At 71.2% G+C, this 14,298-nt stretch carries 9 protein-coding genes and 2 pseudogenes; 2 read left to right on the top strand and 9 right to left on the bottom strand.

Features of this window, described 5'->3' with window-relative positions:
* The 7 genes and pseudogenes from Q8W67_RS26395 to Q8W67_RS26425 all read right to left on the bottom strand — a co-directional run.
* On the bottom strand, nucleotides 1-1,946 hold a 1,946-nt coding region (locus Q8W67_RS26395; RefSeq protein ID WP_305551159.1), incomplete at its 3' end, for a methyl-accepting chemotaxis protein.
* Between the two features lie 251 nt (nucleotides 1,947-2,197).
* Nucleotides 2,198-5,485 carry an efflux RND transporter permease subunit gene (locus tag Q8W67_RS26400; RefSeq protein ID WP_305551161.1) on the bottom strand — a complete coding sequence of 1,096 codons (3,288 nt, stop codon included), beginning with the start codon at nucleotides 5,483-5,485 and terminating at the stop codon, nucleotides 2,198-2,200.
* 11 nt (nucleotides 5,486-5,496) lie between these two features.
* A complete protein-coding gene (locus Q8W67_RS26405; RefSeq protein ID WP_305551163.1) occupies nucleotides 5,497-6,825 on the bottom strand; it encodes an efflux RND transporter periplasmic adaptor subunit in 1,329 nt (442 codons plus the stop codon).
* Nucleotides 6,826-6,962: 137 nt separating this feature from the next.
* The gene (locus tag Q8W67_RS26410; protein WP_305551165.1) at nucleotides 6,963-7,268 is read right to left on the bottom strand and encodes a hypothetical protein; all 306 of its coding nucleotides are present in this window, start codon (nucleotides 7,266-7,268) and stop codon (nucleotides 6,963-6,965) included.
* A 217-nt stretch (nucleotides 7,269-7,485) separates the two neighbouring features.
* Nucleotides 7,486-8,478: a helix-turn-helix domain-containing protein gene (locus tag Q8W67_RS26415; protein WP_305551167.1), complete on the bottom strand. Its 993-nt coding sequence runs from the start codon at nucleotides 8,476-8,478 to the stop codon at nucleotides 7,486-7,488.
* Between the two features lie 453 nt (nucleotides 8,479-8,931).
* Nucleotides 8,932-9,980: pseudogene (locus Q8W67_RS26420) on the bottom strand (catalase family protein).
* A gap of 209 nt (nucleotides 9,981-10,189) precedes the next feature.
* The gene (locus tag Q8W67_RS26425; protein WP_305551169.1) at nucleotides 10,190-11,020 is read right to left on the bottom strand and encodes an outer membrane protein; all 831 of its coding nucleotides are present in this window, start codon (nucleotides 11,018-11,020) and stop codon (nucleotides 10,190-10,192) included.
* Between the two features lie 435 nt (nucleotides 11,021-11,455).
* Between Q8W67_RS26425 and Q8W67_RS26430 the strand changes: the two genes are divergently transcribed.
* Nucleotides 11,456-11,818 (top strand): energy transducer TonB, encoded by a 363-nt coding sequence (locus tag Q8W67_RS26430; protein WP_305551171.1) that lies wholly within the window; start codon nucleotides 11,456-11,458, stop codon nucleotides 11,816-11,818.
* 182 nt (nucleotides 11,819-12,000) lie between these two features.
* Here Q8W67_RS26430 and Q8W67_RS26435 read toward each other — a convergent pair whose 3' ends face one another.
* Together Q8W67_RS26435 and Q8W67_RS26440 are read right to left on the bottom strand one after the other, a co-directional pair.
* Complete coding sequence (locus Q8W67_RS26435) at nucleotides 12,001-12,207, bottom strand: hypothetical protein (protein WP_305551173.1); 207 nt, start codon at nucleotides 12,205-12,207, stop codon at nucleotides 12,001-12,003.
* 111 nt (nucleotides 12,208-12,318) lie between these two features.
* Complete coding sequence (locus tag Q8W67_RS26440; protein WP_305551175.1) at nucleotides 12,319-12,801, bottom strand: DUF2721 domain-containing protein; 483 nt, start codon at nucleotides 12,799-12,801, stop codon at nucleotides 12,319-12,321.
* Nucleotides 12,802-13,987: 1,186 nt separating this feature from the next.
* Here Q8W67_RS26440 and Q8W67_RS26445 point away from each other — a divergent pair.
* Nucleotides 13,988-14,298 (top strand): annotated as a pseudogene (locus Q8W67_RS26445) (porin family protein); the annotation flags it as partial.

Consider the following 14,298-nt stretch of genomic DNA (forward strand, 5'->3'; position numbering starts at 1 on the left):
GCGGCCTGGATGTCGCGCAGGAATCCGTCGACCTCCTGCTTGACCGTCAGGGATTGCGTCGCGAGCGCGGCCGCGGCGTTCAGCACCTGCGCGGCGGCGCTGCCGGTTTCCCCCGAGGCGGCCAGCACGCGGGCCACGTTGGCCGACACGTCCTGGGTCCCGCGCGCGGCCTGGCCGGCGTTGCGCGAGATCTCGCTCGTGGCCGCCGTCTGCTCCACCACCGTCGAGGCGATCGAGCCGCTGATCTCGTTCACAATCCCGATCGTGCGCCCGATCTGCTCGATCGCGTCGGCCGCCTGGCCGGTCGCCGCCTGGATCGCGGCGATCTGGCCGCCGATCTCCTCGGTGGCCTTGGCGGTCTGACCCGCCAGCTCCTTGACCTCAGCCGCCACAACGGCGAACCCCCGGCCCGCCTCGCCGGCGCGCGCCGCCTCGATGGTCGCGTTGAGCGCCAGCAGGTTGGTCTGGCCGGCGATGCCCGAGATCGTCGTCACCGCCGCGCCGATCTGCTCGGCGGCCATGCGCAGGCTCGCCATCGCGGCGCTGCTCGTCTGCGCCTCGTGGGCGGCATGGCTGGCGACCTCGTTGGAGCGGATCACCTGCCGCTCGATCTCCTGCAGCGAGGACACCATCTCCTCGGCGGCCGACGCCACGGTCTGGACGTTGGCCGAGGTCTGCTCGGCGGCCGCGCTGGAGGCCACCGCCTGGCTGTTGGTGTCGTCGGCGACCCGGGTCATCGAGCGCGCGGTCGCGTCGAGCTCGGTGGCGGCCGCGGTGACGACCTCCAGCGACGCGGCCACGGTCTGCTGGAACGCCCGGACCAGCCGGTCGACCCGGTCGGCCCGACGCTCGCGGGCAGCGTGCTCGGCGGCCTGCGCGGCCTCCAGATCGGCGCGGGCGATGGCGTTCTGCCGGAACACGTCCACCGCCTTGGCCATCGCGCCGATCTCGTCGGTGGCGTCCCGCGAGGGCACCACGACCTGCGTATCGCCCTCCGCCAGGCGCTTCATCGCGTGCGTCATCCCGGCAATCGGCCGGACGATGCTGCGGGCGATCACAAACGCCAGAACCGCGCCGATCGCCAGGGCCAGGCCGACCAGCCCGATCTGGAAGTGCTGGGCGCGTGCCACCGCGGCCGTCGTCGCTTCGGTAACGTCGTCGACCGCGACATTGATCTGATCGCGCACGGTCCGGCTCGCCTGCTCGATCGCGTCCGCATGCGGCTTGATGCCGGTCTCGAAGGCCGCCGTTGCGGTGGCCATCGCCTGGGTGGTCACGTTGAAGTTGCGGGCATAGGCCTCCAGCGCCTCGACGACCGCCTTGGTCTGCTGCGCGAAGGCGGCGCTTCCGTCGCCACCCTTGAACGCCTCCAGGACGGCCTTGGCCGCCTCGACATTCGTCGCGAACGTCGCCGGCCCCTTCGGGTCGAGGACGGCCAGGAAGCGCCAGTTGGCGACGCGGACCAGCAGGATGGCGCTCTCGACGGACTGAGCCCGGCGGAGGGTCGTCTCATTCGACTGCCCGCGAACGGCCGCCACCAGCATGTTCGTCGAGCCGGTCAGCGTGTCGCCGCCCGTGAACAAGGCCTCCTTGGCCGCGCTCAGGCTGACGCCGGCCGCCAAGAGGCGATCCAGCTCCGGCCTCATGGCCCGGGCATGGTCCCGCACCTCCGTGTAGATCTTGCGCCGCTCGTCCGAGACCGCCATCGTGATCAGCCTGTCGCCAGCCTCCTCGGCCGCGCGGCGCGTCTGCTCCATGGCGGCGATCTGCTCGGGCTTCGGAGCGAGCCGGCTCTGCTCGGCTTCGCCGGTGAGGCGCGACGCGAGGCTGTTGACCGTGAAGATCGTCCGCGCGACCGCCTCGAGCCGGCCGCGAGCCGCGTATTGCTCGTTGATGACACCCTGCTGATAAAGCGAATATGCGCCGATTAACGCCGCCACCAACATCAGCAGACTGAAACCGGCAGAGATTTTCGTTTTAATTCCGATATTCATCGAAATACGACCTTCCTTCGCGATGAACACATGTCAGAATCGAAATTATAAATTTTTTCTTGTCTTGCAAACCCAAATCTCTAAATGTTTTCAAACTGAATTTCACTTTTTCTATAATAATTGTTTGAAAATATAAATTATTATAAAAATCTATTGACATGTACGATTGCAAATTCCGAAAGCGAGATCTTTGACCGATATAATCATCGGATGTCCATATCCTTTTGTTTGCGGCAAGCGGCCGGCGGTGCGGGAAGCCGCCGCGGCCGGGCTCGCGCCTGGGGCGGACGCGAAGGCGCAACGGGCGCGGCCCGTCCGAAGCGCCCGTAGAGCGCCGGCAGCACCACCAGGGTCAGCAGGGTCGCCGAGATCAGGCCGCCGATCACCACGGTGGCGAGGGGCCGCTGCACCTCCGCGCCCGTGCCGGTGGCGAGCGCCATCGGGACGAACCCGAGGGAGGCCACCAGGGCGGTCATCGCCACCGGGCGCAGCCGCGTCATGGCCCCCTCCAGGATCGCCTCCAGCCGCGGCCGGCCCGCGCCGATCAGCTGCTTGACGGCGGTCAGCATGACGAGGCCGTTCAGCACCGCCACGCCCGAGAGCGCGATGAACCCGACGGCGGCCGGCACCGACAGCGGCATGCCCCGCAGCCACAGGGCGGCGATACCGCCGGTGAGCGCCAGCGGCACGGCGCTGAACACCAGGAGCGCGTCCCGCGGGCTGCCGAGCGCCCCGTAGAGCAGGAGGAAGATCAGGCCGAAGCACACCGGCACAACCACACCCAGGCGCTGCCGGGCCGAGGCGAGATTCTCGAACTGCCCGCCCCAGGTCACGGAGGCCCCGGCCGTCAGCGGCACCCGATCGGCGACCTTCGCCTGCGCCTCCGCCACCAGCGAGCCGATGTCGCGGCCGCGCACGTTGGCGGTGACGACGACGCGCCGCCTGCCGTTCTCCCGCGAGATCTGGTTCGGCCCCTCGGTCACAGAGAAGCGCGCCACCTGCCGCAGGAGCACGGACGCGACCTTACCGTTCGGCCCCGGGGGCAGGGGCACGGGCAAGTTCTCCAGGGCCTCGCGGTCCTGGCGGACCGCGTCGGTCAGGCGCACCACGATCGGGAACCGCCGGTCGCCCTCGAACACGAAACCGGCCTCCCGGCCGCCGATCGCGGCCCCGATGACCTCCTGGATGGCCCCCGTGCTCAGGCCGAGGCGCGCCGCCTCGGTCCGGTCGATCCGGATCTCGAAGACCGGCAGCCCGGCGGTCTGCTCGACCTTCACGTCGTCGGCGCCGTCGATGCCGCGCAGGATCGCGGCGATCTGGTTGGCGGTCCTGAGCATCGGCTCGAACGCGTCGCCGAACACCTTCACGGCGAGGTCGCCGCGGGTTCCGGCCAGGAGCTCGTTGAAGCGCAGCTGGATCGGCTGGGAGAACTCGTAGACGTTGCCGGCGAGCGCGCCGACCGCCGCCTCGATCTGCTCCTGCAGCGCCGCCTTGGAGAGGCCGGGATCGGGCCAGTCCGCCTGCGGCTTGAGGATGACGAAGGTGTCGGAGGAATTCGGCGGCATCGGGTCGGTGGCGACCTCGGCGGTGCCGGTCTTCGAGAACACAGTGGCCACCTGGGGGAACGGGCTCACGGCCTGCTCGACCTTGAGCTGCATGGCCTGCGACTGGGTCAGGGAGGTCGACGGGATGCGGGTGGCGTTGAGCGCGATGCTCTTCTCGTCGAGAAGCGGGATGAACTCGGTCCCGAGCCGGGTGGACAGCAGGCCGGCCCCGGCCAGCAGCAGCAGGGCCCCGCCGAGGACCCCCCCGGGCGCACGGACCGCCGCCGTCAGGACCGGCCGGTAGGCCGCCTTCAGCCCCCGGACGAGGGCGTTGTCGGTCTCCGTGACCCGGCCTGTGACCCCGATGGCGATCAGGGCCGGCACGAAGGTCAGCGACAGGACGAACGCGCAGGCCAGCGCGATGATGACGGTCAGCGCCATCGGGGCGAACATCTTGCCCTCCACCCCCGTGAAGGTCAGGAGCGGCCCGTAGACCAGGATGATGATGGCCTGACCGTAGAGGGAGGGCCGGATCATCTCCTCGGCCGAGGCCCGCACCGTCTCCAGGCGCTCCTCCAGGTCGAGCCGCCGCCCGAGGGCGTGCTGGCGCTCCGCGAGGTGGCGCAGGGCGTTCTCGGTGATGATCACCGCGCCGTCGACGAGGAGCCCGAAATCCAAGGCGCCGAGGCTCATCAGGTTGGCGGAGATCTTCGCCTCGACCATGCCGGCCAGGGTCATCAGCATGGCGACCGGGATGACCAGCGCCGTGATGATCGCGGCCCGGATGTTGCCGAGCAGCAGGAACAGGATCGCGATCACCAGGGCCGCGCCCTCGGCGAGGTTCCGGGCGACCGTGCGGATCGTGGCCTCGACGAGCTGCGTCCGGTCGAGCACCGTCTCCGCCGCGATTCCGGGGGGCAGCGCGCGCCGGATCTGGTTCATGCGCGCGTCAACCGCGGCGGCGACCGCGCGGCTGTTCTCGCCGATCAGCATCAGGGCGGTGCCGATCACGGCCTCCCGGCCGTTCTCGCTGCCCGAGCCGGTGCGCAGGTCGCGCCCGATGCGCACCGCGGCGATGTCCCGGACCCGCACCGGCACGCCGCCGCGGGTGGCCACGACCACGTCGGCGATCGCCTCCATGCCCTCCAGGCGGCCGGAGGCGCGCACGACGTAGCCCTCGCCGTTGTCCTCCAGGTAGCGCGCCCCCTGGTTGGAATTGTTGGCCTGGAGCGCCCGGGCCACGTCCCCGAAGGAGAGGTCGAGGGCGGTGAGCTTCGTGGGGTCGGGCTGGACGTGGTACTGCTTCTCGTAGCCGCCGATCCCGTCGACGCCGGCCACGCCCCGCACGGTCCGGATCTGGGGCCGGATGATCCAGTCCTGGACCGTGCGCAGGTAGGCGGCCTGCTCCAGCTCGGTCCGGAGGCGCTGGCCCTCCGGGGTCAGGTAGCTGCCGTCCGGCTGCCAGCCGGGCTCGCCCGCCGGCGAGACCGTCCGGTCGCCGGGCTTCGCGTAGTGCACCGACCACATGTAGATCTCGCCGAGCCCCGTCGAGATCGGGCCCATCTGCGGCTCGGCCCCGGGCGGCAGTTCCGCCTTCACCTGGGACAGGCGCTCGGCGACCTGCTGGCGGGCGAAGTAGACGTCGAGCCGCTCGTCGAAGACCGCCGTGACCTGCGAGAAGCCGTTGCGCGAGAGCGAGCGGGTGTAGTCCAGCCCCTTGATGCCGGCGAGCGCGGTCTCGACCGGGTAGGTCACCTGGCGCTCGACATCGACCGGCGAGAGCGCGGGCGCGACCGTGTTGATCTGCACCTGGTTGTTGGTGATGTCGGGCACCGCGTCGATCGGCAGCTTCGTCAGCGCGGTGCCGCCGAAGCCCGCCGCCAGCAGCGCGAGGAGCAGCACCAGCCAGCGCTGGCGGACCGAGACGGCGAGGATGCGGCTGATCATGTCCGGTCCCCTCAATCGTCGTGGCCGGCTTCGGCCTTGCCGAGCTCGGCCTTGAGCACGAAGGCATTGCCGACCGCGATCGCCTCGCCGGCCTGGAGCCCGGCGGTGACCTCATAGGCGACGTCGTCGGAGCGTCCGAGTTCGACCGCGCGCCGCTCGAATCCCTCCGGGATGCGCACGAAGACCACGCGCCGGCCCGCGAGCGTCTGGACGGCCGTCTTGGGGACCCGGACCGGCACGGAATCCCGCGCGATCTCGACCTCGGCGGTGACGAAGGTGCCGGGCCGCCACGCCAGGTCGGCGTTGGGCAGGGCGACCACGACCCGGGCCGAGCGCGTGTCCGGATTGAGGAACGGGCTCACGAAGATGACGCGGCCCACCGCGCGGCGGTCGCCGCCCTCCCGGCTCGGGGTGACGGCGACGCGCGCGCCCTCCCGCACCTGGGCGAGGTCGACGATGGGCACCGCGAGTTCGATCCAGACCGTCGCGAGGTCGGCCACCATATAGAGGTCGGCCGGGTCGCCCTCCTTGCCCACCGCCGAGCCGACATCGACCCGGCGCTCGACGACGCGCCCGGCGAACGGCGCGCGCAGCTCGTAGCGGCGCAGGGTGGAGAGGTTCGGCGTCGCCTCGTCGCGCTTCTGGGCGGCCGCGACCTCGGCGGCGTTCAGGCCGAGGGCCGACAGCTTCTGGCGGGCGAGGTCGACGCGCAGCCGGTTCTCCAGGAACGCGGCGCGGGCGCTCTGGAACGCGGCCTCCGAGGCCGAGCGCGACGCGAGCAGCTTCTGCTGGCGCTCGTAGTTGATCGTCTGGAGTTCGGCCTGCACCAGGGCGGTGAGGTACTCGCTCTTGGCGTCGGCGACTTCGCGGCTGTCGAGCACGGCGACGACCTCGTCCTTCTGCACGGCGTCGCCGAGACGCTTGCGCATCTCGGCCACGGTCCCGACGACCCGGGCGGGGACGCGGGCGATCCGGTCCGTGTCGGGCGTGATGGTGCCGGGGACGAGGAGGTGGCGCGCGAGGATCCCGCCCTCCACGGGCATGACCGTGATGTCCTGTCCCGTCACCTGATCGGGCGGCATCCGGATCTGGCCCTCGTCGGCATGCGCCTCGCCGGCCCCGGGCCCGTGGCCGCCGGGCGCGGCCTCGGGCCTGTCCGCCACCGCGGCGGCCGTCGGGTCGTGATCGGGGCCGCCGGCCGGTTCGGGACCGGGCGGGACCGCGGGCCGGGGCAGGCCGATCGCGGCGAGGATGGTGCGCGTGACCGCGGACACGGCGGGAACGGCAGCGCCGATGGCGATGCCGGCGGCCAAGAGGGCCGCGGACAGGACGAAGCGCATGGGGGGGCCTGCTCGGCCGGGATGCCGGAGGGCCGCGCGCGGCTCCTCCGAAGGGTCCCGTTCAGATGACGCGTGGGGGCGAACCCGGAGCCCAGGGGGCCGCGGGCAGGACGCGCGCCGGGAGCGGCGGCGTCAGCTCACGCGCGGGGAGGGCGGGGAAGCCGGTCGCCGACGACGGAGGCGCGCGCCGGCGCGATCCGGGCCGCGATCGGCCGGCCCGGCGCCGCGGGCGGGGCGACGCTGCCGGTCTCCAGGGGCGCGGCCTGATGGCAGCCGCAATGGAGATGCTCGGTAACGCCGGGATCCACCACGGTGCGGGCGGAGGCGGACTCGACGGCCGGCCCCTCGCTCCGGCCGTGATGGCTGCCTGCGTGAAACGCGAGATCCGCGGCGAGGCCGGTGCCCGGGCCGGCGATGGACAAAGTCAGGACGAGCGCGAGCATGCGGACGGCGACCGCCCACCACCCGCGCACCGAGCGCCCATGCCAAACGCAAAAACCCATCGCGGCGTTATGGGCGATCCGGGCGCAGCGGCACAAGGCCCGTCGCCGCGATCGGCCCGGGCCGGACACGCCCGGGACGGCGCCGGCCCGGGCGGCCGCGGTCGTCCGCCGGACCTCACGGATCCCGACCATCGGCCGCGATCCGTGAGGACGGGGGTCAAGCCGTCAATCGGAGGATCCAGTCGTAGAAATCGGTCCAGGTCTCGCTCCGGGACGACGGGGCCGATGCGGCGGCCCTGGCGGCCCGGTCATCGGCCAGGACCTGCGCGCGGACATCCCGGGGGGAGCGGCCGTATTCGGCCCTGAAGGCCTGCGCGAAGCGCGCGGGGCTCCCGAAATGCCAGCGATACGCCACCTCCGAGATCCGGGAGAATCGATCGTCGCCCGTGGCCGCGAGTTCCCGGTAGGCCCGGGCGAGCCGGCGCTGGCGGATGTAGCCGGCCACGCCGTCCAGCGGGGCGAACAGGCGATAGAGCGCGCTGCGCGAGACGCCGAACTGCCGGCAGAGCTGGTCGGCGGTCAGGTGCGGGGAGGCCAGCTCGGTCTCGATGAAACGCCGCATGGCGAGAAGGAGCGGCGGCCGCTCCGCCGCGTCGTCGATCCGGTCGTCGCCGGAGAGGCCCCGGACAGCCGCCCCGAGAAGCACCGCGGTCGCTTCCGCGGCCGCCCTGGCCTCAGGCTCCGAGAACCCGGCCGCGTGGACGTTGAGGGACCGCAGATGGTCGGTGAGCAACAGGCCGAACGGGGTCGTGCCGCGAATGATCGCTCCGTGGAAGGAGTCGAGATCGCACTGATTCGCGCCGAAGAGCGGCCGCGGAAGCACCACCGTGATGGCCTGGTAGTCGGTCGAGCGGGCGGCCAGGGGCCGCGACAGGTCGAAGAGGCAGACGTCGCCCGGCGCACAAGCGTGCTCGCGGCCGTCGATCTCGACCCTGGACTGTCCGGAGATCCGCACATGCGCCAGGATGTGATCGACGCCCATGCGGGCGATGAGGGCGGGCTTGCGTTCGAACCGGAGTCCCGAGACGCGCGCGGAACACAGGATCGCATTGCCGAGGTGCCGGACGTTCGACTGCCCGCGGAACTCGGAAATATTCTCACTTCGAATTGTGAAATCCCAGAACGGCGCGACGGCATCACGCCAAGCCACGGCCTGATGCCGACCTGGCCTCTCTTCGTCCAAATCCAAGACTGAATTCGCCCGGATCACTTGCGCCACGCAATCAGAGATTTCAGTGCACGGCCAAGCGCGCATAGTATGGAGGTGGTGTCTTTGAAGCGAATGGTCAAGCTTTTGCGATCGGCACGGCCCGTTCGCGCAGGGATTCCGGCTGTGACCGATCATCTCCGCGCGCGCGTCGGCGCGCCGCCCGAGGGGATCCGGGCCTGCGGAGCGGCGTCCGACGCCGCACGACAAAAAACCCCGCGTACCGGAAGGCCGCGGGGCTGGAGGTTGCACGGTCGTTCGAGGGCCGACGATTCCGCCGCCTATGGTTAAGGCGGCGTTACCGTCCGTTCGGCGCGGGCGCGCGGGCGGCGTGTTCGGCCCGAAGCGTCCGCGTCACGTCCGCAATGCGGCGGCGCTGGCAGGCTCGTGGATCGGTCAGCCGTTCTGCGCGGCCCGGAAGCCGGACGATTCCGGGTAGACCGCCCGACGCGCCCGCATGATCGCGCCGAGGGGCCGGTGCGCCGCCAAGCCGTGCCACGGACTGAAGGCGAGGCGTTCGTCGATGCCCTTCACCTTCGCGTCGCTCCACGCCGCTTGGCACGGCACCGTGATCCGCGCCACGGCCTCGTAGGGGCTCTCCGCCTCGGGCCAGGGCACGGAGGCATCCTCCACCGGCCTCGTCGCGGGATTGGTCAGGAATTGCGCCCGCACCTCCCAGACGCCCTCGTGCGCGGCGAAGAAGGCCGCGACCGCCTCGCGCAGGCCGTTCGGCTTGCCGTTGACGTTCAGCGGCGCGTCGGTGAGCGCGGTCAGCTCCGGCGAGACGGGCGCCACCGCGACCTTGGCGACGTAGTCCCCCCTAGCGCAGGGGCGCCTGGCTGTAGAAGGTCTCGCCGAGGATGTGGGTCTCGGGATGGCCGCCGAGCGCGATCACGGTGGGGCTCTTGGTGCCGAGGCTCTCGAGGACCCTCTCGACGCCCCGCATCAGGGCCGAGAACGCCTTCTTGAACACCTGCGGCGTGTCGGTGGTGGCCGCCAGGAGCTTGAGGTTCTTCAGGAAGGCGGCGCCGTCCGGGGCCGTGAAGGCGGGCGCGTTCGCCAGGACGAAGTCCTGCGTGGTCCCCTCCGAACCGGGCAGGCGCTCGCCCGCGATGCCGAGGATCTTGATGGCGAGACCCCGCGGGGTCGACACGCTGTCGTCGAGGACATCACCGGGATTGGTCGAGAGACGCAGCACCACGTCGTAGCTGCCGGGCGTCGCGAAGACGCCCTGGGCGAGATGGGGCGGCAGGTCCGGCAGCACCGCGGAGCCTGCCGGTGAGCAGGCTGTGCGCCTTGGCGTGCACGCCGCGGACCGCGTGGCCGTAATCCTTGAGCGTCGTGCCCTGGATCTTGGCAAACTGCGCGATCATGCCGGCGTGAACCTCGTCCTCGTCGGGCTGCGGGGTTTCCAGGCCGGGTGCGTAGCGGACGACGGGGGACATTTCTCGGGTCGCTCCGAGCGGGGATTGCGCGTCGGACCCTTAACCGGCTCCCGCGCAGGCCGTTCCTGTGACCGGCGGATGGAGGCGTGACCCAACGGCAAGCGCCCCGGGAGCGTGTGCTCCCGGGGCGCTTGCGATGTGATCGACCGGTGCGATCGGAGCGGCGAGCCGGGACTCCCCGCTCGCCCGCCGCCACTCCCGGCTGGGTCTTAGTACGAGCCGAACTTGTAGTTCAGGCCGGCGCGGATGACGGCGAACTCGTCGTCGCGGCGTCCGACGGCGCTGTAGACGACCGGGAAGTTGTTGGCGGCGTTGATGACGAACGCGCCCTGGTTGCGGGTGCCGCGGTCGAGGTTGACGTAGAGGCCTTCGACCTTGAGCGTGACGGCGCTGGAGCGGAAGAAGTTCAGGAACGAGTCGGTGGGGAGGGCGTACTCGATGCCGCCGCCGACCGCGTAGCCGGTGCGGAAGCTGTCATTGCCGGCGAAGCCGCCGAAGGAGCGGTCTGCGCTGCCCGAGCCGTAGGCGAAGCCGCCGGTGCCGTAGAAGAGGACCCGGTCGAAGGCGTAGCCGAGGCGGCCGCGCACGGTGCCGAAGTAGTCGAGGCTGGAGAGGCCGCGCGGGTCGGTGACGTAGTAGCCCGGCGCCAGGGCGCCGATGAAGAAGGCGTTGTTCCGGATGCGGCCGAAGTCGAGGTACTGGGCGTCGGCCTCGATGCCGACGACCACGCCCGAGCCCGGGGTGAACTGGTAGTTGTAGCCGACCTGGCCACCGCCCGAGAAACCTTCCTGGTTCCGCTGGCTGAAGGTCGCGGCGGTGCCGGGGACGGCGTACGGGAACGGCACGCCGAAGGTCGAGCCGTTGCTGCTGCTGGCGTCGAACGCGTAGCCGGCGTTGATACCGAAATAGGCGCCGGTCCAGGTGAACACCGGGACGGGGGTGAACACCGGCGGCGGCGCGGCGCGGCGCGGCAGATCGGCGGCCGAGGCGGCGGCGGTGAGGGCAGTGAACGCGGCCAACGAGGCCAGAAGCTTTTTCATGACTGGTCTTTTCCCCAGCGAATGTTCCGATCGGCGACCAAACTACCCGGTTTTCCACACTCAAGCTGTATCTCGGCTGCCACAGGTGTGGCTGAAGGGGATTCCAGCCGTGCGCGACCGGGCTTCCCGGGCTGCGGATATGAGGGCGACGGACGCCGCTCCGGATCCGTCAAGCCGTGCCGGAGGCGGAGATCGCGCGCATGGCCGAGCCAAGCGCCCGGGCGAGCGACGCGGATACCGGCTCCAGGACCGGCGACATCCCCGGCCGGCGACATCCCGGCGTCGCGTGCCAGCAGCCGTCCAGCGTGGCGGGCCGACCCCGAACGTAGCGCATCTGACGGGGTGCCGTGTTGGCAATTCAGCGAATTGGCCGATTGAATACAAATGTCGCGCTGAAGTTCATGGGTCTTCAGCGGGCATCGCCGACGTTCAGGTATGATCTCCGGCGATCCGACACCCCGGCTCTTCGCGGCAGCGGCCGCTCTCACCGGCACCGCGGTCCTGATGTACCGATCCGAGCCGTCCCGGGAGGGCGTCCTGATCGGCCTGTCGTGTCTCGCCCTGTGGGCCCTCGGGACGCTGGCGTCGAAGCCGGGCAAGCCGCTCCCCTTGACGAAGCCGGCCCGGCCGATGGGTCTGAAGACCGTCATCGTCGAGACGCCCAGAACGCCGCAGCTGCTTCTGCCCGCCCCTGGGCCCGCTGAGCGCCGAGAGGTCCTCGGGCTCCCCGCGGCCCTGCCGGAGGTGCCGACGCATCGGCAGAGGGTCATCGAACGACACACCGGTCGCGGCCGGTAGACCGGGCGCGCCGCCGCGCCGGGCCGCGGCCGGACGCTCGGCAGGCCGCGGCGCAGGCGCCCCTCCGGGGCCCGCTGCCGTTTCACGGGACCGTCAGCAGGCTCCATCCTCGCGTGCCGGCCCGGCAAATCCGGGAGACCGGGCTCCCGCTTCCCCGCACCGTGCCCGCGGCGCCGAGAGGCTCACCGATTCGGCGCGAGCGAATCCAGGACCGGAAGGAGCGGCTCCAGGTCGATGATCGGCCCGCCTACATCGAAGAACTCGCCTTCACGGTGAAGGAGGGTGGCCGCCTCGTCCTCCTCGTCCCGCCGCCCCAGCGGCACGAGGGACGAGAGCATCCCGAGGCACAAGGCTCCGGCGACGAGGGCAACCAGGATCGCGACACTCATGCGGAACACTCGGACGCAGCGGACGAGCGGAATCAAGCACCGCTCAGCTTAAGACGAAGTTCCTTTTCGGCGCAACGCGGATCCCGCCGGCGACCGACGCGGCGGACGGGTTCACGGCTGCGCGGGGACTTTGTCCTGCTGGTGCGCGACCTCGTCGCGCACGCCGCGACCGGCCATCAGGATCTCGGTCATGAAGGAACCGATCGCCGCGACGGTGCAGACCAGCGCCGCACCGAAGCACGCGAACAGGACCGAGGCGGTCGCGGCGTCGCGCAGCGCCCCGACGAACAGGGTCAGCACGGCCAGCCCGATCAGGCAGGCCCCGAGCGAGGCGAGCACGACGGCCACGTCGAGGATGAAGGAGCGCCGCCGCAGGTATGTCAGGCGCCGGGACAGGCGCGCGGCCTCCGCCGGCGTCGCCCGTGCGGCCTCGGCCGAGAGGGCGTCGACCTTGTCGGAGATCCGGCCCAGCCGGGTGGAGAACACGTTCAGCAGGGTGGCGAGCGCCGACAGCAGGAAGGCGGGGGCGAGCGCGACCTGGATGATGTGCGCGACGCTGTCGGGCTCGGTCGCGTTGAGGGAGAATCCGAACATGGCCGCGCTACGCTCGCGGCCATGGGGACGACAGGATCGCAAGGGCTTCGGCACCGCCCGGCGCGGCGGCAGAGGATGTCGAACACAGCATGCCGGGAGGGTCACCACAGGAGACCTTCCGCGTGCAAGCCGGCGGCCAGCAACAGCAGCGCCGCGATGACCGCGACCGTGAGGTTGGGGGCCGGGGCGTCCGTCACCGGAGCCTCCCGACCCGCGGGTTCGTCGCGCCGCCGGCGGGGCTGCAGGCGGCGTCCCCCGGGGGCGTCCCGCAGTCTCTGGCGGCGACGCCGATGCACACCGCCGGCGGGGCGGCCAACATCAGCAGCACGGCCGGGTTCACGCCCGCCTCCCGGGATGCGCCCTCTCGGGATCCGGCCGCCGCATCCGGCCCTGTCCGATGCGCCGCGCCGTCGTCGGGCGGCGTGGCGGGCCTGCGTGACGAAGGCGGCCGGCGCGCTCCGGGCCGATCGCGCCGGCCGCGACGGCACGAGCGGCCCGCGGGAGGCCCAGGACGAGGGCGAGGACCGAGGAGCGGGCCGCGCACCACGCCCTTCATGTCAGGCGCCCGCGGGTGTTCGGGTGTTCGGCGAGACACATCCGTCGATCTCCCGGGAACCCGGCCTGGTGTGGCTTGCCGGGTCGCGCGGCAGGGCAGGGCGCCTCAGCGTCCCGGCGCAATGTTTTTGCGCATCGAGGATCCGTCGCACAAGACCCGGCCGCTCCGCCGGGTCCGGCCGACCGCGCACGCGACATCCCCCGCGCCCGAAGGCCGAACGTCGCGCCGGTGGTTCGGATCGCCCGGCGGGCCGATGCCCGGGGCAACGCAGGGGACAGCCGTCATGAATTAATCCTAACCGCCATCTCCACCGTCCGGCGGGCTTGCGGGCCGCACAGCAGTAGGATCTAAGAAGACATGAAGCTTCCTGGTTGGTCCTGGGAACGTTCACGAGCAAACTGGAACCCCGTCCGCCACCGTGCGGCGGGGTTTTTTGCTGCCGGAACCATCGAGATACCGATCTTCGTTCGCCCGCGGCGCGAATGCGAGAGGGATGTGCTCCAACGCACCTTCCTGGCGGGGGGTCCGGGGCGTTGGGGGCTGCTGTTGCAGCGATGCACTATCGCGGCGGTCCGTCCTCACGTCCTGTCCCCCGGCACACATCCCGCACAACGGGAGACTGAGGACCCTATGATCAAGAAGCTTCTGCTCGCCACCGCCGCCACGGCGCTCCTGACCGGCGCCGCCTCGGCCGCCGACCTGCCGCGCCGCGCCGCGCCGCCGCCGGTGTTCACCCCCGTCCCGGTGTTCACCTGGACCGGCGCCTATTTCGGTATCAACGCCGGCTACGCGTTCGACGCCAGCAGCAACAACAACACCGGCTCGACCTTCGGCGTGCCGTTCCCGTACGCCGCCCCCGGCACCACCGCGACCTTCCGCAACCGCAGCCAGGACGGCTTCTCGGGCGGTGGCCAGGTCGGCTACAACTACCAGTTCACCCC

Origin of the sequence: Methylobacterium sp. NEAU K (genome assembly GCF_030700285.1) — a bacterium.
Classification (GTDB): domain Bacteria; phylum Pseudomonadota; class Alphaproteobacteria; order Rhizobiales; family Beijerinckiaceae; genus Methylobacterium.

Excerpts from the sequence above, each read along its gene's own strand:
- Q8W67_RS26400 (WP_305551161.1), bottom strand. The coding sequence starts at position 5,485 with ATGATCAGCCGCATCCTCGCCGTCTCGGTCCGCCAGCGCTGGCTGGTG.
- Q8W67_RS26405 (WP_305551163.1), bottom strand. The coding sequence starts at position 6,825 with ATGCGCTTCGTCCTGTCCGCGGCCCTCTTGGCCGCCGGCATCGCCATC.
- Q8W67_RS26410 (WP_305551165.1), bottom strand. The coding sequence starts at position 7,268 with ATGCTCGCGCTCGTCCTGACTTTGTCCATCGCCGGCCCGGGCACCGGC.
- Q8W67_RS26425 (WP_305551169.1), bottom strand. The coding sequence starts at position 11,020 with ATGAAAAAGCTTCTGGCCTCGTTGGCCGCGTTCACTGCCCTCACCGCC.
- Q8W67_RS26430 (WP_305551171.1), top strand. The coding sequence starts at position 11,456 with ATGATCTCCGGCGATCCGACACCCCGGCTCTTCGCGGCAGCGGCCGCT.
- Q8W67_RS26435 (WP_305551173.1), bottom strand. The coding sequence starts at position 12,207 with ATGAGTGTCGCGATCCTGGTTGCCCTCGTCGCCGGAGCCTTGTGCCTC.
- Q8W67_RS26440 (WP_305551175.1), bottom strand. The coding sequence starts at position 12,801 with ATGTTCGGATTCTCCCTCAACGCGACCGAGCCCGACAGCGTCGCGCAC.